13 protein-coding genes and 1 tRNA gene are annotated in these 19202 nt (G+C 40.4%); 5 read left to right on the forward strand and 9 right to left on the reverse strand.

What is annotated here, in order from left to right; all coding sequences use genetic code 11:
• Window positions 1-22 precede the first annotated feature (22 nt).
• From QWZ08_RS09215 to QWZ08_RS09225, 3 genes are all read right to left on the reverse strand, one after another.
• Entirely contained in the window at window positions 23-595 is a 573-nt protein-coding gene (locus tag QWZ08_RS09215) for a fasciclin domain-containing protein (protein WP_290337104.1), read from the reverse strand.
• Between the two features lie 421 nt (window positions 596-1016).
• Window positions 1017-1829 carry an anti-sigma factor gene (locus tag QWZ08_RS09220; RefSeq protein ID WP_290337105.1) on the reverse strand — a complete coding sequence of 271 codons (813 nt, stop codon included), beginning with the start codon at window positions 1827-1829 and terminating at the stop codon, window positions 1017-1019.
• Window positions 1826-2377 (reverse strand): RNA polymerase sigma factor, encoded by a 552-nt coding sequence (locus QWZ08_RS09225; RefSeq protein WP_290337106.1) that lies wholly within the window; start codon window positions 2375-2377, stop codon window positions 1826-1828. Before QWZ08_RS09225 ends, QWZ08_RS09220 begins: the two co-directional genes overlap by 4 nt.
• Before the next feature lie 78 nt (window positions 2378-2455).
• On the opposite strand from QWZ08_RS09225, the gene QWZ08_RS09230 reads away from it, so the two are divergent.
• Complete coding sequence (locus tag QWZ08_RS09230; protein WP_290337107.1) at window positions 2456-2797, forward strand: DUF8817 family protein; 342 nt, start codon at window positions 2456-2458, stop codon at window positions 2795-2797.
• A 54-nt stretch (window positions 2798-2851) separates the two neighbouring features.
• Here the strand turns inward: QWZ08_RS09230 and QWZ08_RS09235 are convergent, their stop codons facing one another.
• The 4 genes from QWZ08_RS09235 to QWZ08_RS09250 all read right to left on the reverse strand — a co-directional run bounded on the left by QWZ08_RS09235 (window position 2852) and on the right by QWZ08_RS09250 (window position 4932).
• Window positions 2852-3481, reverse strand: coding sequence for a SprT-like domain-containing protein (locus tag QWZ08_RS09235; RefSeq protein ID WP_290337108.1), 630 nt, complete (start codon window positions 3479-3481; stop codon window positions 2852-2854).
• A complete protein-coding gene (locus QWZ08_RS09240; RefSeq protein ID WP_290337109.1) occupies window positions 3474-3869 on the reverse strand; it encodes a hypothetical protein in 396 nt (131 codons plus the stop codon). The genes QWZ08_RS09235 and QWZ08_RS09240 overlap by 8 nt, the downstream gene beginning before the upstream one ends.
• A 28-nt stretch (window positions 3870-3897) precedes the next feature.
• Window positions 3898-4302, reverse strand: coding sequence for a bactofilin family protein (locus QWZ08_RS09245; RefSeq protein ID WP_290337110.1), 405 nt, complete (start codon window positions 4300-4302; stop codon window positions 3898-3900).
• 231 nt (window positions 4303-4533) lie between these two features.
• Entirely contained in the window at window positions 4534-4932 is a 399-nt protein-coding gene (locus QWZ08_RS09250) for a hypothetical protein (RefSeq protein ID WP_290337111.1), read from the reverse strand.
• 101 nt (window positions 4933-5033) lie between these two features.
• Between QWZ08_RS09250 and porW the strand changes: the two genes are divergently transcribed.
• Both porW and QWZ08_RS09260 read left to right on the forward strand, forming a co-directional pair.
• A complete protein-coding gene (gene porW, locus QWZ08_RS09255; protein WP_290337112.1) occupies window positions 5034-8081 on the forward strand; it encodes a type IX secretion system periplasmic lipoprotein PorW/SprE in 3048 nt (1015 codons plus the stop codon).
• 77 nt (window positions 8082-8158) lie between these two features.
• Window positions 8159-10600 carry a penicillin-binding protein 1A gene (locus QWZ08_RS09260; protein ID WP_290337113.1) on the forward strand — a complete coding sequence of 814 codons (2442 nt, stop codon included), beginning with the start codon at window positions 8159-8161 and terminating at the stop codon, window positions 10598-10600.
• 407 nt (window positions 10601-11007) lie between these two features.
• Here the strand turns inward: QWZ08_RS09260 and porU2 are convergent, their stop codons facing one another.
• Together porU2 and QWZ08_RS09270 are read right to left on the reverse strand one after the other, a co-directional pair.
• The gene (gene porU2, locus QWZ08_RS09265; protein WP_290337114.1) at window positions 11008-16155 is read right to left on the reverse strand and encodes a putative type IX secretion system sortase PorU2; all 5148 of its coding nucleotides are present in this window, start codon (window positions 16153-16155) and stop codon (window positions 11008-11010) included.
• A 26-nt stretch (window positions 16156-16181) separates the two neighbouring features.
• Window positions 16182-17288 (reverse strand): putative type IX sorting system protein PorV2, encoded by a 1107-nt coding sequence (locus tag QWZ08_RS09270; RefSeq protein WP_290337115.1) that lies wholly within the window; start codon window positions 17286-17288, stop codon window positions 16182-16184.
• A 438-nt stretch (window positions 17289-17726) separates the two neighbouring features.
• Between QWZ08_RS09270 and tyrS the strand changes: the two genes are divergently transcribed.
• Both tyrS and QWZ08_RS09280 read left to right on the forward strand, forming a co-directional pair.
• Entirely contained in the window at window positions 17727-19013 is a 1287-nt protein-coding gene (tyrS, locus tag QWZ08_RS09275) for a tyrosine--tRNA ligase (protein WP_290337116.1), read from the forward strand.
• 103 nt (window positions 19014-19116) lie between these two features.
• Window positions 19117-19187, forward strand: a tRNA-Gln gene (locus tag QWZ08_RS09280).
• The last annotated feature ends 15 nt before the right edge of the window (window positions 19188-19202 follow it).

Raw genomic sequence — 19202 nt, forward strand, 5'->3', positions numbered from 1 at the left:
AATTGTATATTGAAAAGTACACCTACTTTGGAAGTAATACATGATCGATTACATGTATCACGCCATTGCTTTGATTTACATCCGCGATGGTTACATAAGCCACGCCACCCTTTTCATCTTTAATGGCCACTTTTTTGCCGGCCATCATCGCCGTTAATTTACCGCCTGCAACAGTGGTTAATGTTGCCATTCCGTTGCCATCCTTTATCATCTTTACAAGATCAGCAGCGCTCACCTTGCCTGCAACAACATGGTAAGTTAGTATGCCAGCCAGCATTGATTTGTTTTCTGGTTTCAGCAAGGTGGAAACGGTACCTGCCGGCAGTAAATCAAATGCTGCGTTGGTTGGAGCAAATACAGTGAATGGTCCGGCACTTTGTAAAGTTTCTACCAGCCCAGCGGCTTTAACTGCTGCTACCAGGGTGGTGTGATCTTTACTGTTTACGGCATTGGTCACAATGTCTTTGGATGGATACATAGCCGCACCGCCTACCATGACTGTTTTTTCTTTTGACATGTTGCTGGTTTGGGCAAAAGAAAACTGCGTTAATACAAGGGCAGATGCCACCATCAAAATTGTTTTAAACTTTTTCATTTTGTAAATTTTATGTGTGATTATTTTTAAATTGATTTGATAGATGTACGTGGCTTGCGGTATGATGGATTTATAATTTTAGAAAAAAATTGCTTTTTGTTGAAACTATTAAGTGGTGTTAAACAAATAGGTGGATTACTATCACATTGATGAAACAGTAGTAAAAAGCGGGCTGTGCTAAAAAGAATCGGTAAAAGAAAATATGCCGAAGTGCTGAATTGTTATTGACAAAATTCCAGGGACTTAACCTTCCCTGTAAAGAATTGTTTATTGATTTTGACGGTCACGAAAGTGGGAAATATAAGATCGGGCGAACGTACATCGCCGTACTCAAATAATAATAATAAAGAAATATCGAAACTTACCCGCAAAAAAATGCCGGTAAAAAAGACCGGCCATAAAAATTAAGTGGAAATAAATATTACATTTTACCCATCACAAACATGGGCCCTTTCGGGGATGTATTGTCTGGTTCACTTTCAAGTGTTATTGCAAAGGCATCCACCTTACCAAAAGTCTTCATCTTTTGAATACGAAATTTATCTCCTTTTTTTGAAGTTAAAATCATACCACCGCTTACCGGTTTTCCGTCAACAATACCCCATAACTGGTATTGCTTACCCGCAGGCGCTTCAGGCAAATTGCTTGGATCAAGATATACTTCTCCTGTATTTTCCATCCAGAAAATTTTTGCGGCAGCGTCGGGTGCTGCTTCAAGTCCTTTTAACGATACGGGCTTGCTGAATTTATTTTGTACCACGGCCATATCGCCTTCCATGGTTTTGTTTTCATCTTTTAAACTGGCCAGTTCCTGTTGGGTTTGCTGCAGGTTTTGAGATATGTCGTTGCTCTTATTGTACAACATAATATTTACGGCAATACTGCCTATCAGTAAAGCTACGGAAGCTGCCGCGGCGTATTTCCAGTATGGAGCAATGCCAATTACAGGCGCCGATATATTTTTTTCTGGTTTAACCGGCGCAGTTGCAACCGGTGCAGATTCCACTTGTTCATTGTTAATGCGTGCAAATACTTTTTCTTTTACAGAATCAGAAGGTTGCTTCGCAAAAGCCCGGGCGTACAATTCCATTCCCGATTCTATCTGCTCCAGTTCTTCAGCAACTTCAGGGTATTGTGCAACGTACGCCTGTACATCCCGTTGCTCCTGTTCAGAGGCGAGGCCGGCAGCGTAAAGCTCCAAAATTCCTGATGATATGATATCCTGCGGTTTCAATTGTATTGTAACATTTTTCTTAATTCCAAAATTGCGGTTCGCATCCTTGTTTTTACGGTACCCAACGGCACACCCAGTTCCTTTGCGATTTCGTCCTGGGTGAATCCGCTGAAATAAGCCATATCAATAATAACACGTTGTTCGGGTTTCAGGTTAGCAAGCTGTTTTCTTATGCCTAGTGAGTCAAATTTAAGAAGGGTGCTGCTGGTATCTGGTATATTATTTACGGAATTTTCGTCACCTGAGATTTTTGTTTGTTTTTTATACCCCTTGCTGCGCAACACATCAATGGTTAAATTCCTTGTGAGGTTTAACATCCAGGTAAACAGGCGTCCTTTTGACTGATCGTATTGGTTGAAATTATGCCAGATCTTTACAAATGCTTCCTGCAGGATATCTTCCGCCAGTGCACTGTCTTCAACCAATCTGAAAATAATGTTGTTTAATGCACCCGCATAATTATCATATAAATAGGAGAATGCCTGCTGATCCTGTCGCTGCAATAACACAACGAGCTCTTCTTCACTATATTTATTGATGGGTTCCAAAAATGTATTGACCTTGAATTTAAGTTGATAAAAATAAAGATATTTTAAATACCTTTTGTACAATTACAATAATAAAAAATGTTCCTAAAAACTATTCCGGTTTTACCAGCTGTTAGCATCAGGGATACGATTGATTTCTATAGTTCAAAACTCGGTTTTACAGGCGTCAACCAGGGCGACTATGGCATCCTGAAATTAAAGGATGCTGAAATACACTTATCCATGTTCGACATAAATAAGCCATTCCATCCCGGCAGCTGCTTTATTTTAACGGATGATATTGAATGCCTGTATGCAGATTTCTCCGCAAAAGAATTGATTTATCCAAGGACAGTACTGAAGGACAAACCCGGACGATATAAAGAATTTAGTATTAAAGACAATAATGGAAACCTGGTACGGTTTGGGCAAAAAAAATAGTTGCAGAAGCATCTGCTAATATTCCATATGTAAATGATGATAGTCGCGGGCTGATTAATTGGCTGTATTTACTGCCTGCACTTCATAAACGGGGCTGAATAAATATATTTTTCCCGTGGCAATTTCTTTGCATTTAAACCGCTTCCTTACCCGTTCCTCCTTTAAAAAAACACGGCCTCCCCTGATGGAAAACAAGGCTCCGGCGGGCAAACTTTCAATCAATAGTACGCCTTCCCTCTTTTTATCGTATTTGTACAACACCCTCAGTAGTGCAGTGTCTGCACAACTGCTGGCGGCGGGGTTTTGAAGCGTTTTAAGTAAAGTCTGCTGAATATCTGCGGGAAAAATCTGCTTTGCCAGGAATTGCTCCAGCACTTTGCTGAATTCATTCTTCCACTCCTGGCCATGTGCCTGAACGCGGTGGCCATAGCGTTCAAATGTAAATAAATGCGCCAGTTCATGCAGCAGGGTAATTAAAAAAGCATAGGGATTTAAATTGCCATTTACACTGATGCGGTGATTTTTATTAAGATGAGAATTGCGGTAATCGCCCAGTACCGACTTTCGTTCACGGGTAATGGTTAATTGTACTTTGTAATGCAGCAGGTAGTGAACCACGCCTCCAAAACTGCCTTCTGGTAAATAATTTTTTAACTGGTGTAACGGGGCTTCCTGCTTAGGCATTTTTTGAACGATTCAGTTTCATAACCATACCAACTTCTGTAGCAAGGTAAACAAAGTAAATTACCATGGCTGCGATAACTGTTGGCTTACTGAATTTTTCCTTCATGGTAAACCAGTAAACAAAAACGGCAATTATGCAGGCGAACATTTTAATCATCATACCGCCCATTACACTACGTACAAAAACATTGGGATTGGCATTTTGCAGTGCCTTTTGCTGAATATAAAAAGTGATAAGCGTGAGTATACAAAACAATAAGTTGGCAATAATAAGCACGTCATTATCTACGCCCCATTTTGCCAACAGGTTTTTAGCTGATATAAAAAAGCCATTACAAAAAATAAACAACAGCAACAGTGGTATTAAAAATTTTCTCTTTCCCTTCATTGTTTTTTACTGTTACTGATATAGTTGCCTACTGGTTAACCGCTGTGGACAACTCTACATTTAATTCTACCACATTCGCACCCATATGACAACGGCCGTTGAAAGTTGCTGTTGGCTCTACTTCAAGCTTTCCTGCAAAAATATCTCCGTCAATAATACACTTACCCCGTAACTGCAGTATTTCTTTGATATCCATCTGCCCGGTTACTTTGCCCAGTACGTCTGCATTTTTTCCTTTGATAGCACCATCAATCACTCCATCGGCGCCTACTAAAACTTTTGCTTTGGATGTAAGGTTTCCGATCAGTGTACCGTCAATCCTGATGTCGCCTGTACTTTCTATATTACCATTGATGGTTGTTCCTGCACCGATGATTGTTGTGCTTCCTCCCTGGGCTTCGCTGCCGCCGGATTTAGATTTTGAGTTGAACATTGTAATTGATTTTTTTAGGTTTGGAATTGGTTATGTCGAAATATAGTATGCAAAATTATTTCTTTATCTGTTTAAAAAAATATCAGATAAAAAATATATTCAAAATAGTTAACCTGCAAAGCTCTGAGCTTTCACTGTATCCAATCCTTTACCGGCATGACACTTTCTACGAACAGCAATAAAACAACGTCGAAATATAATTAATGGTATGCAATGGTGAATAAGTTTTAATTACTCGTTCGTATTATCTTCTTTTGGTAAATCTAATTTGTTGGTATCCAGCGAAGACGTCTTACCTTCTAACACTTTCTTTAAATCATCCAGATATTGCTGTTTAAATTTCATTGCATTTTCCATCGAGTCCGCTCTTATTTTTAATTGCCTGTATTCCCTTACCTGCCTTGCGTCGCCATACCCAACACCCGGCAAATAGTATTTAATCGGCGTAAAAACAATGAGTGCCACCGTTAAAATTGTGAATAAAACAAATGTACTGCTCAAAATAATATATACACTCAGCCTGCTTAAACGGAACTTCACCACTTCTTCATAAGTATCCTCATTCATTACCACCAACAGGTACCTGTTGCGTAAACGTTTTAATGTACTGTTACCTTCTACCCGGGCCATATTTCATTATTGGATGTTAAAAATAAGAAACCAAAAGCATTAAGCCCCACTAATTGGCAAAAATAACCGATATTTAGCCGCATTATTTCAAACAATTATTCATGCAGAAAAGGATTTTTTTAAGGCTGTTACTGTCGGCTATTTTATTCACTTATGTAAACGTTGTTTTTGCACAGCCTGCATGGACCATAAACCTGCTGGACTCCACCAAAAGGTCGGCCAAATTTGAAGAACGAAAATTAGGGTCCGAAAAAATGGCCGACAAAAAATTCACCAAAGTGCGCCATATTTTTCAGAATAATTATACTCATTTTAATTACTATTACAATGCCCATAATAAAATAAACGCAGTTATTGAACGGGCAAAAGCACAGCAAAAAGATGACTATACTAAACTGCTGTCGTATTACCCATATAGCCTGGAAGGTACCGCCGCACAAAAAATTGAGCTTGACTCTGTAATTTATAAAGCTACGGCAGGTATTTTACTGCACGATCTGCGTAATGACTGGGTGGATAATATGTACCTGCTGATGGGACAGGCCTATTTTTTTAAAAAAGATTTTGATTCTGCCGCTGCCACCTTTCAATTCATCAACTACAATCTTTTTCCGCGTAAAAAAGATGAAGATGATAATCGGGTGGTAGGTACCGGATCAGCCTCCAGTAGTGGCACGTTAAGCATTGCCAACAAAGAAAAAAGAAACATACTTCAAAAATTAACTGCGCAGCCGCCCAGCAGAAATGATGCGTTGATCTGGATGATACTGACACTGATAGAACAGAATGAACTGGGGGATGCATCATCACTCATTAATACCTTACAGCACGATGACAATTTACCAAAACGCCTGGCAGACGACCTTGCAGAAGTAAATGCATACTGGTTTTACAAACAAAATATTTATGACAGTGCGGCTGCGCATTTGGAAGAAGCCCTTAGCAATGCCAATTCGAAACAGGACCAGGCCAGATCAGAATTTCTGCTGGCGCAGTTATTTGAAACTACACATAAGTATGACAAGGCATCGTTTTATTATAACCGTGCGTCGCAGCATACAACAGATCCCATGATGGATATTTATGCCCAGCTCAACAACGCAAAAATGATGAAAGGCACAGATTCTGTTGAACTGAAAAAAGGAATCGGCAACCTGGTGCACATGGCTAAAAAAGACAAGTTTGAATCCTACCGCGATATCATCTATTACTCTGCCGGCGACTTATCCATGCAATTACCAGACAGCGCAGCCGCTATATTTTATTACAACAAAAGTTTACACTATAACGAACAAAATATTTCTTTTAAAAATAAAGCCTTTCTGCAACTGGCAGACATTGCTTACAACCGCAAGCAATATAAAACAGCTTATGCCATGTACGACAGTCTGCAAGCTGGCGACACTGCATTGCGCAGCAGGTTTGATGAAATAGATGAAAGAAAAAATGCACTGGCTAAGATTGTCGAAAAAATAAACATCGTTGAACGGGAAGACAGTTTACAAAAAATTGCAGCCATGCCGCTGGCAGAAAGAACTGCTTTTGTAAAGAAAATGGCGAGGCAATACCGTAAATTAAATGGCGGTAAAGAAGAAGAAACTGACAATGGATTTACACCCATTGCTTTTGATAATAATAAAAATCAACCTTCTGACCTTTTTTCAAATGGCAGTAAGGGAGACTGGTATTTTGACAATGCGGCGATGAAATCAAAGGGCTCTGCCGATTTTAAAAGAAAATGGGGCACAAGAACCAATACCGATAACTGGAGAAGGAAAAATGCCACTTCAGGTGTTCAAAAGTCAGATGTTAATACAGCCCCTACTGATATGGGAGGCGGGGACATGGATGCAGCACCTTCCAAAACCGACTCCGCAGGGGTTACTTTAAAAGATAAGACTGGTGTAAAAAATTCTGCAGATGATAAGATTGCACAACCGCAGGATCAAACCTTTGAAGGGTTGATGGCTAATCTTCCTTTAACGCCAGAAAAATTAACAGAGAGCAATCACCTGGTGGCGCTTAGTTTATTCGATCTGGCCAAATTATACCAAAGCAGTCTTGAAGATTATCCGCAGGCAATCAGGGGGTATGATGAATCGTTGAGACGTTTTCCTGATTCCCTTTACAACGGGGATATTTACCTGGGCCTGTACTACTGTTATACCAAACTGGGTGATACGGAAAAGGCAGCCTATTATAAAAATCTGATCAATACAAAGTTTGCATCAAGTCCTGCTGAAAAAATACTAAACAGTCCTGCTGGTGGCGATGCTGCAAAGAAAAATGCTGCTGGCACAAAACAATACGAGTCTATTTACAATTTATTTATTGAAGGCAAGTTTGACGAAGCGCTTGCCGAAAAGAAAAAAGCAGACAGCGTGTATGGCAACAATTATTGGAGCCCTCAGTTGTTATATATTGAAGCCGTCTACCACATCAAACAACATGAAGACACCGCAGCTATTGTAATATTAAATAACATCATCGGCCTGTATCCCAAAGCACCACTAAAAGCAAAGGCGGTAAAAATGGTGGATGTTTTAAAACGCAGGAAAGAAATTGAAAGCTATTTAACGGCGTTGCAGGTTACCAGGGCGAAAGAAGATGAAGTGATACCGGCACCCAAGGAAAAATTGGTAAGAAATGATTCCAACCTGATTGTATCGCCCAAACCTTTTTATGATAGTAGCAAGGCTGTGGTTACTTCAAAGCCCGCTGTTGCAAAAGATAGTGTAAAAACCGTAGCCCCGCTTATTACAAACGGACCTTTTACATTCAATACAGCAAACCCGCAGAATGTAATTATGGTATTGGACAAAGTGGATGGAACCTATATCAACGAGTCTAAAAATGCATTCACCCGCTTTGTAGGTGAAAATTTCAGGGATCAGAATATAACGATTGCAAAAACCGCGATCGACAAAGATATCAGCCTGCTGGTATTTTCTTCTTTTGCCAATGCTGATGCTGCCCTGCAGTTTTTATACAGGGCAAAAAAAGCTGCGCCCGATGAAGTGTCCTGGCTGCCGGCTGCCAAATATTCTTTCCTTATTATTTCGGATGCTAATCTTGGGTTGTTGCAAAACAATAAAAATTTAAAAGAATATAAAGACCTGCTTAGTAAACAATTCCCGGGCAAATTTTAATAGCTTGCAACCTTGCCACACTAAATCCGGGGCAGAATTTGCTTTGAATCTGAAGACAAAAATTTGAAAATAGTATAATGACAAAACCTGTAAAAATTTTATGGCGTGTCTTTTTTGGCGGCCTGCTGCTGGTAATTTTGATTTTTTCAGCTGCCAATTTTGGCTTGTTGGGTAAGATGCCATCTTTAAAAGAGTTGGAAAACCCGGAAGCAGATCTTGCCAGCGAAGTGTATTCATCTGACGGTAAATTAATGGGTAAATACTACGCCGAAAACCGCAGCGAAGTAAAATACAATGAAATTTCGCCCAATATTATTCATGCCCTTGTAGCAACTGAAGATCAGAATTTTTATGATCACTCGGGCATAGATGCAAAAGCGGTTGCACGGGCCGTAATTAAATTGGGTACAGATGGCGGCGGCAGCCCTATTACACAACAGCTGGCCAAAATGATGCTGGGACAAGGTAAAGGGAATGTACTAAAGAGAGGAACACAAAAAATAAAAGAATGGGTAATTGCCGTAAAACTGGAACGCAATTTTACCAAAGAAGAAATTATCACGCTTTATCTTAACAGGGCTCCGTGGGGTAACAATTACGGTATCCGGAATGCTGCCAGAACCTATTTTCAAAAAGAACCAATTGATCTGAATGTGGAAGAGTCTGCGGTGCTCGTGGGAATGCTGAAGGGTTTTATTTACGATCCTATACGTCATCCAAGTGCAGCCATTAACCGCAGAAATACGGTTATAGAAAGAATGGTAGAGTGTAAGCAACATTATCTTACGGATGCACAGGCCCTCAAATACAAGGCAAAGCCACTCATCACCAGTTTTAAGAAGGTAGATGACAATGTAGGTATTGCCCCTTATTTCCGTTTTGCCGTTGTTGATAAAATGAAAGACTGGTGCAAAACACATAAAAATCCAAAGACGGGGGAAAACTATGACTTATATAGGGATGGGCTTAGAATTTATACTACCATTAATTCTAAAATGCAGCAGTATGCAGAGGAGTCTGTAGTACAGCAAATGCCCATCATTCAAAGAAAATTAAATGCTTACCTGAGAACAACCAGCGATAAAACTTGGAAGGAGCACGAAAATATTATTGAAGCGGCCATGAAATCGAGTGAACGCTGGAAGAACTTGAAGGAAGAGGAGATGAAGGATGCTGATATAAAAAAGTCTTTCCTGGTAAAAGTTAAAATGAAAGTATTTGCATGGAATCCTAAGAAAGAACTGGATACCGTAATGACCCCAAGGGATTCAATTAAATATCACCGGCAGTTGTTGCAAACCTCCTTTGTTGCAATGGACCCTAAAACAGGCGAGGTAAAATGCTGGGTGGGCGGTAACGATTTTAAATGGTTTAAATATGACCATGTAACGGCAAGCCGGCAGGTTGGCTCTACCATAAAACCATTGATTTATGCATTGGCGGTACAGGATGCCGGTTACACACCTTCTACAGTTATTGAAGGTGGACCGGTACAGTATGGCAAAATTTCAAGAACGTTTGATGGCGGTGGCGGAACACTGGCCAACTGTCTTGCTTTCTCAAAGAATACCGCATCAGTAAGATTGACTAATTTACTGGGTGTAAACAGGGTGATTGAATTTGCAAAAAGCGTTGGGGTCACTGTGCCGCTTCCTCCATATATTTCGCTTGCCCTTGGTTCTGCTGAAATTCCTCTTTTACAAATGCTGCAGGCATATACCATGTTCCCCAATAAAGGTTTTAATACAGAGCCGGTATTCATAAGCCGCATAGAAGATAAAAATGGCAATTTACTGGAAGATTATACACAGGTCAATACCAAACAGGTAATGAGTGAACAGGATGCCTTTACCATGGTAAAACTAATGGAAGGTGTTGTAGAAATTGGCACAGGCCGGTCTTTAAACAATTACGGCATCCCAGCCCAGAAGGCAGGTAAGACCGGTACTACCAATGACAATGCGGATGGCTGGTTTATGGGATATACCCCCGAATTGCTGGCTGGCACCTGGGTTGGTTGCGATGACCCTTTTATCAGGATTTATTCAGGCACAAGTGGTGGTAACGAAATGGCCTTACCTAAATGGGGCTATTTTATGAAAAAGGTTTATGATGATAAAAGTCTGGGGTACGGTAAATTAAAAGAATTTGCGGAGCCTGCGCAAATGTCAAAAGATCCGATCTATGCAGATCAGAATTTTAAAGATATCGTGAATAGTGGCGACAGTAGTAATGCTGCAGGCGATCAGGGCAGCGGAGGTGCCGGAGATTATATTGTAGAGCCTTCAACAGATAAGTCTTCGCAAATACCTGTTGAAAGCCAGTTTGAAGATGGCAAGAAAGATACCGGTTTAAAAGCAAAAGTTAAAAGTGAATTGCCTTCTGCTCCTGCTAAGTTACCAGAAGCAACGAAAGATCCGAAAGCTGTTATGCCTGCTCCAATTAAACCATTGGATGATAAAAATAAAAAAGGGGCCAAGCCGGATAAGGCAAAGAATGGAAAAAGCAATGATTATTGAGTATTCAATTAATGTAATAAAAAAGCGTGCTGTAACAGGGACGCTTTTTTGATAGTGCCGGTACAATATTTTCTTACTCATGCTGGTTGTTTGCTTACCACCATCAAGTATCAAAACCACCAGGCCCCGGTAATTTTTGATTGCATTCCATCAAATTACTTTTGTCATCTGCTCACAACAAAGTTGCAGCAACGACTGTAAATATGCTTTCCGCAGTCCATTTTCCGCAAGAAGTCAGGCTAACCTTTACCAGCCAGTTTATCCATATGCTTCCGGCTTTTTCAACAACACCTTGCCGGTAGCGTCAGCAGATTTACCATATTTATTATCTGACTGCAATAAAAAAACGTGCTGTATAGCACGCTTTTTTTTAAATTATTTTCTGTTGCGAACACATCTATCTGATGCTATCTCATCAGGTACATTTTACCATACCCGTTGTTAAAGTACTTATCAATACCACCGAGACCGCTGGTGACTGTTACGGGTTTGCCGTTAGAGTCAACATTGCCATTGGTACCAGTATATTTATCAAGCGATTTTCCATTCAGATTTGTAATCACCCTGTACAAATAAACGCCATTAGCCAGCTTTTGTCCAAAAGCATCAGTACCATCCCATTTAAAATCGGTAATATTTCTACCTATTCTTATTGGCCCCAGTTCATCTTTGGTTATTTCCCGTACTACCTTACCGGTAATGGTTAATATTTGTATCCGGATATTTTGCGGTACTTCACTTCCGGTTACAGTAAAAACAAATGCGGTAGAAGTAGTAAACGGATTCGGGTAATTCAGCATATTGCTGATCATCGGTTTATTGATTACACTAAATGTAACCTGGTACTGCAGCTTACCCGCTTTATTGCCCACCACATCTTTACCCGATACAATTAACTGGTAGTCTCCATCTTCAGGGAAGTAAGGCATAAAGTCAATCGATGCTGTATTTTCGCCGGTGGCTAGGTTGGCAGGATTGAACCGCACTGAATCCCCGAAGAAATAATTCCGTAAGTTGCCATCAGGAAAACGCACCTGTAGTTTTAACAAGGCCGTATCAGCCAAGGCAAGGAAATGGCTTTCATCTTTAAGTTTCACCAAGATATGCGGTTTGGCTGCAATGATATCCCTGTTTAAAATATGTACTCCGTCAAAAGTTACATCCAGCAAGGGATTAAATTTATCTTCTTTTACATAGAACACCTTGTAAAGAAAATTATTATACAGGTATTGTTCCGGCTGATCATTGTCGGGATTAATCATTATATACAACGTATTACTACCCGGATAATCTTTGGAGTCAATACTGTAGCTTACCACCAGTGTATCCCCTGCCATCAGTGCTTTGCGTTTAGAGATAGCGATCGGATGCGCTAAATTATTACGGTCTGTAATTACGAACTTAACTTTTAAGCTATCAAAAGCGACTGTACTTATATTTTTAAACGCCAGTGAAAAATTAATTTTATCACCCTGTTCCACCGAATCTTTCATGGTATATAAAATATTGGGTGCTATTGATCCTTCAGGTACATAGGTAGCATTTACCCGCCAGTAAGACAACTGCTTTGGTGTTGCGTATAAAGGGTCCCCGTTAGCCATTTTTAACTTAAGGTAAGGGTATGTGGTGGCATTAATAAATGCAAGCGTTGTATCCGTAGCCGGTTTTACTGTAGCCATTAATGTTTGGTTGCCGGCAGCCGTTACCCCATATACAGCCACACTCACTGTATCTGAATTGGTTGCATCATTGGTTGTTCCACGCCAGTGTAACGACGACCAGGTTTGTGCAGGTCCAAAAAGCGGTGACTCTATCGTACCCGATATATATTTTGTAGGCAGACTGAAAGAAGGCTCAAGCTGATCACTTGCAAGTGTACCCACTATTTGCTGAGGGGTAAATACCGGTGTATTCTTCCTGAATAAGAATACGAAAGGAATATTTTTTGTAAAGCTGTCAATCTTGCTAAGCCCCATTGATTTTAATTTGTCATACAGTGTGTTTCCTGCGCCCAAAATAGCCTGGTCTGCCTTCCAGGAGTCGATAAACTTAGTATTACTAAACATGCCCAGGTTTGTAATGGAAACATACATTCCGGCAGGAATACTATCAATAAAATCCATTGCCCTTTTTCTGTATTTCAGCGAATCATTGTATGGAAATTCGAAGAAGTTTCTTGAACCATCTGAAGCTGCATCCCGCAAACAGGGAACCACACTGCCAAAGCGGCCTGTAACTTCTCCGGTAACAGGGTTGGTTACTTTTACATTTTTCCAGGGCTGCAGTGTGCTTGGATCGTATACAAAAAACTGCAGGGAATTGTACTTACAACCAAACAGGTCAAGCTGATCAAAATCAAGATTTACATTTATTCTTTCATAGGTTGTAAAGGGATAGATACCTGTTCTGATGGTAAGTATTCTCTGCTTATTAGTGTACCGGAATACCCTGTCACTGTCAAGGCCGATGGTACTGCTGAATGTATTTTTTAAGAACTGAAAATAATGGGACTGGTTAAAACCCGTACCGCCATTGGGAAGGTAAACAAAAGAGAAAGAATTCCATATTTGCGGCGCCCCGTTGATTGGTATCATGGAAGTTCTCCAGTAATACACGGTGCTGTCTGCAAAAGTTATATTATTGGGCACAAATTCAACTGCACCACCAACACCGGAAGCCGTGTATTGTTTTTTAAACGGCGAATTAAACAACTCTGTTGTATCCAGTTCCATCACATATTGGCGCTGCCCGCTTAACGGATTGGCTGTGGATGCACTGAAAGTTATTTGCTGCTTATTTACAATGGAAAAATTATAAGGCGATACCGGCCGGATTTCATCTTCCAGGATATAAAACTCTTTGGTAATAGTATTATTTGTTTCAGATACTTCCTGCACCCTGTTGTCAACATCCAGTGTTACAATTATTTTATTTAGTCCTTTATCTGTGGCCGGGTTGATCGGCACTGTGAAAGTTAAAGAATCAGCGTACTTGAAAGCGGGAACCAACTGGTTAAAAATAATTTTAGAAGAATCGTTGGGTAGCTTTCTTATAACAGACACCCTGATGGAGTCGTTGGTGACTTTACCAATATTCATCATTTTAACTGACACAGAAAAACTGTTGTCCGCAACGGAAATAACAGCCGGACTAACTTTTATCAACTGGTCTTCTACAATGAAATCGGGTAAGGCAGATGAATTTATTTTAACTGCGGGATCACCATGCAAATTCAATTCTTCCAGGTGAATGCGGGTATAAAAGTCAAGCGCCTGCGGATTACCACCCAGCATTTGTAACGTGTTTTTTAATTGGTTCCCGACAGAACTTCCGTAGAGATCAAGGGCAAAATTCTCATAGAATTTATCGTTGAAAAAATTGAGAAAAGGAGGAATGCCCAAATGTGTACTGGCTATAAAACCAATACTTCCCCGCTGATCTGCCAATACCCACTTCTCTGACAAAGTTGAGTTACCTGCCAAACGGGCTGGATCGAAAATAAAAAAGTTACCCGCACTACAGCCGCTTACATTAAAAAATGGATATTTACTATCGTTGGTATATACTTCCGGACTGTTTAAGTTAAAGGCCAGTGTATTTGCTGAAGAGTGTCCGAAATACTGAATTAAGCTTACGCCCCCACTTACCAGTTGCTGTATGCGGTCACCGTTTGCCTGTTCAACAGCGGAACTGGTAGCTTTAATGAAGGTTTCCACATGCCCGCCGAAAGCGCTGTCTTCAGCAAGTGCTTTGTAATCATTCAGGTAATTCACAAAAAGATCAGTTTCGGAATTGTCTCCACCGCCGGCAACATTGATGATATTTTTCATCCATGCTTTATCAGCAACCGTTTGGCTTGTTGAAGCCTGTACCTGTTCATATTGTTTTACCTTATTAAGATAGTATTTAATTTCAGTGCCGTTAATGGCGGCAATTCTGCCAATGGGTACCAGGGGCACGTTTTGACCGGGAGGACATGCCAACAATACATCCGACGCAGGCCAGCCAAAGCTTTGCACCAAATCTATTTTCTCTGTTATAGGATCGTTCTCATTTTGTTTGTATTCAATTGAATTCATACCTCTGCCCAGGATCAAAACATATTTGGGTTTGATACTGAATTGCTGATCGGCGTAACGAATAAAATCGCGTATTGCAGCCGGATGTTTTTTTATTCCAAAAGCAAACTGATCATTCAGCTCATCAATGGTAAGCACTATAGGATGAAAACTTCCTCCGGCGGCTGAAGCCCTGTATTTTCTATATTCATCCACGTAATTCACCCCGTTGCCGTCATTAAAAAGAACCGGGTTAGATATAATCAGGTAGTCGCCCTGGTTGGCTGTTAACGCGTAATTAATAAATGACCTTGCCGTAAGGTTATCAATGGTTGTTATATTATTACCTTCTTCATTTACCAGGTTAAATTTTCTTATTGGTTCGTTAGAGACCGGTAAGGCAAAGCGAACCTGGCCCGGCGCGGAAATATCGCCTGTGTATCGCTCTCCGGTATTGAGATTATACAAAACCGGCGGCGCAGAGCCGGCATTAAAATTATCGATTACCAGGTAATTGCCGGTAGAAGAAGGGGCTAATTCAAAATAAAAATTCTTTTCGTTGTTAAAATTAAATTTAGCAGGATAAGTTAGCACCATTTCGCCCACAACAATGTGATCGTTGGAATTTGACACTCCCGGCGGGGGTGTGTATCCGTTAACAGCTACCTGCAAATTGTCAGGGCTTTGAAGAATACTCAATGGTATATTATTCACCTGCTTTTTAACGATGCTGAAATAGTTCATGGGTACATCATTAAAAAGAATGTTATTATAAAAACTCACTTTTAAATTTCTTGTATACAAAGCATTACCAAATGCCGAAATATAAAAGGACACGCTGTTGGGAGGACCCGCCGTATACACATTAAGGTTATTAAATGTGGTGTAAAGATCGCAACCACTACAGGGTGAAACATTGTCGCTTGTATAGCCCTCACCCATATCGTAAGAAGAAGAATAAACATATTCTCCCACAATAGCAGCATAGCCACGATTGTATTGTGATTTAAAAGAGGCTCCTACTTTACGCATAAAATACGCGTCCGGAGAAAGCGTATTGCCTGCTACATTATTGATGGCATTCTGAAACCGCAAATTGTTTCCCGACGGGTTGACCGTGAGAAAGTAAGTTGATGTATCTGTATGAATACTAAAACTGTCCGACAACTGGTAAGCCGTATCGCGATAAAGATTTTTATCAGGTTTACCGTCATTTTTTACACCCAAAAATTCAATATAGTCATTGGCTGTTAACGTTCCCGAAGGCACAGAGGTAAAAAGTCTCACCTCTTCACCATTGCGCCATAACTGAAATTGTTCAGCAGGAATGCTGCCCAAACCCGCCGCTGAAACAGCAGCCTGGCTAATACGGCACACACCCGTTGTACCCACTTTAAATTTAAAATATGTTTTGCTATAATCTATCCAGCTGTTATTGAGCTGCGCATAAGTGCCCGATGCAATCAACAGGAATATTGGCAATAAAAATTTTTTCATTTTGCTGTTCGGTTATATTATGTGTTTTACTCTTTCTCTCTTTTCACCAGTGTAAAACGAAGTGAAAATATATGAGTGTACAGTGGGTTGGATTGATTGGCGAGGTTGCTGTAGGCATAGTCCAGCGTAACATTTTTTATTTTTACGCCAGCGCCCAGACTTGGCTGGTATATCCACACTTTTTTTTGATTCAGTGTGTCCCCATCAGATAGTGCTTTTTGAAAATTGGTAACCCCGGCCCTGATGAAAAAAACACCTTTGATGTTGGCTTCCAGGCCAAGGTGCGGATCAACGCTTACCGGGTTGCTGCTGATAACTGTATTTCGCTTACCATCAAATGTAAGGTCTAAATTAGCTTCGGCTAACAAACTGAAGGAAGGGCTAAATTGAAAATCGTACCCACCGCCAAGGGTTAAACGCGGCGATGTTAGCTCGGTTGAACGAACGGGAATATCATTTTTAGTAAGATATAAAACCTGTTTCTCCTTATCGGTAAAAGTAAAAGCCCAGGCGTTAAAAGTGGTTGTTAAATCTTTGGCTACAAGGCCCAGGTGCCACTGTTTACCGTGCATTTGTACACCCGCGTCTATACCAAAACCCCATGCAGTAGCAAACTGGCCTACTTTGCGGTGTATTACTTTTGCATTTACACCAAAACTGACAAGCTTGTCCTCCGTTTCCACCACTTTTTGGGCATAAGAAAACAACATGGCATAATCGGCAGAAGAAAAACTGGTAATACTTCCATAGTCTACACTACCATCGGGTTGAACCAGAAATAAAGTATTGGGAATATCATCTACAGCAAACCGCAACAGTGAAACGCCGATCGTTCTTTTATTATCCTGGATTGGAATGGCTACAGAGCCAAAATCATACTTACCAATTCCGGCAAAATATTCAGCGTGCATCAAATTCACTTCCGGGTGATCTTTTACACCTGCAAGGCCAGCCGGGTTCCAGTAACCCGCGGTACCATCCTGCACCGAAGCTACCTGTGCGCTGCCCATGGCGAGGCCCCTTGCACCCGCACCTATATTGAGAAATTCATTGGAATATTTTCTGAATTGAGAAAAGGAAGCAATCGGGAATAACACTGTGCTTAGTAAAAAAGTGGCCAGTTTTGAACTCATAAATAGTTAATTTCCGGTTTAATGCGCTTGGATTTTAATGCCTTTGAAACCAAAACGCATTTGCATTAAGTAAATTGTGCTATTGACTCATTAAAAAATTGTATCATTTAAAGATAAATTATCCATTTTAAAAAGGCAATCATCAAAGTGTTGTGTGGTGTACTTTTTAACGGATAGACGCTGCGTTAAGAAGAAAGGCTGCTTTCAAGGAAGTCATTAACATCATTTACCTCCATCACAGCGGCCAATTTTTTTTTCAGAAAGACCAGTGCAGCCTGGCTCGCCGGAGTAAACTTTAATTCATATGTAAAAACACACAAGTATTACCGGCAAAAATTGTTGGATTCCGGATAAACAGAATCCAATTTTTCATTTTTTCTAAGCACTTTTGCAAAACTTTTCTTCTGAAAAGTTGACTGATAAATTAAAAGAGCGATAATGATAAATTTAATACAGGAATTACAATGGCGGGGAATGTTACAGGATATTATGCCTGGTACAGAAGAGCAACTGATGAAAGAAATGACCATTGGGTATATCGGGTTTGACCCGACTGCTGACAGCTTGCATATCGGAAGCCTGGTGCCCATTTTATTATTGAAACACCTTCAACGTTGCGGCCATAAACCTATTGCGCTTGTTGGCGGCGCCACCGGTATGGTGGGCGACCCCAGTGGAAAAAGCGAAGAAAGGAACTTGTTAAGCGAAGACGTATTAAACCACAATGTTGTTTGCGTAAAAGCCCAGCTGGAAAAGTTCCTGGACTTTACCGCCACCCAACCCAATGCAGCAGAAATGGCTAATAATTACGATTGGTTTAAAGATTTTACTTTTTTGAACTTCATTAAAGAAGTGGGCAAATATATTACCGTTAATTACATGATGAGCAAAGACAGCGTGCGTAAAAGACTGGAAGGTGATAACGGTATGAGCTTTACAGAATTTACTTACCAGCTGGTACAGGGTTACGACTTTTATTGGCTAAATAAGAACAAAGGCTGCAAGCTGCAAATGGGTGGCAGCGATCAATGGGGCAATATTGTAACGGGTACAGAAATCATTCGCAAAAAAAGCGGCGGCGAGGCTTTTGCTTTTACCTGCCCGTTGTTAACTAAAGCTGATGGAGGTAAATTTGGGAAGACAGAAAAAGGCAATATCTGGCTTGATCCTAAGAAAACTTCCCCCTACCAGTTTTATCAATTTTGGTTAAACGCAGCAGATGCAGACGCAGAAAAATACATCAAAATTTTTACTTTACTCAGCAGGGAAGAGATTGACACCTTATTAGCTCAGCACAAAGGAAACGAGCACCAGCGGGTTTTACAGAAAAAACTGGCAGAAGAAGTTACGTGTTTTGTACATAGCCGTTCGGATTACGATTTTGCGGTAAAAGCCTCTGAAATTCTGTTTAATAATGATACGGCAGAAATTTTACAGCAGTTGACAGAAGAACAATTATTACAGGTGATGGAAGGCGTACCTACAGTTGATTTTTCTAAAACTGTGGCTGCTACCGGTGTCGATATTGTAAGTTTTTTAGCAGATACAAAAATATTTCCCAGCAAAAGTGAAGCCCGTAAAATGGTGCAGGGCGGCGGCGTGAGTATTAATAAACTTAAAACAGATTCTATTGAAACGGTAATCACCGCTGATGGTTTGCTGCATCAAAAATACCTGTTGGTACAAAAGGGTAAAAAGAACTATTACCTGGTAACCATGGAATAGGTAGATGACTAAAATAACAGTCTGTATAAATTGCAAAATGATTTTGGCTGTTTTACCTTCAAACCCTAAATTTGCAGTCCCAAACACAAACCGGGACATTAATTGGGTTATGGTGTAATGGTAACACAACAGATTTTGATTCTGTCTTTCTAGGTTCGAATCCTAGTAACCCAACTACTCAAAATTAAA

The sequence above is a fragment of the Ferruginibacter paludis genome, assembly GCF_030409685.1.
In the GTDB taxonomy this organism is placed as follows: domain Bacteria; phylum Bacteroidota; class Bacteroidia; order Chitinophagales; family Chitinophagaceae; genus Ferruginibacter; species Ferruginibacter paludis.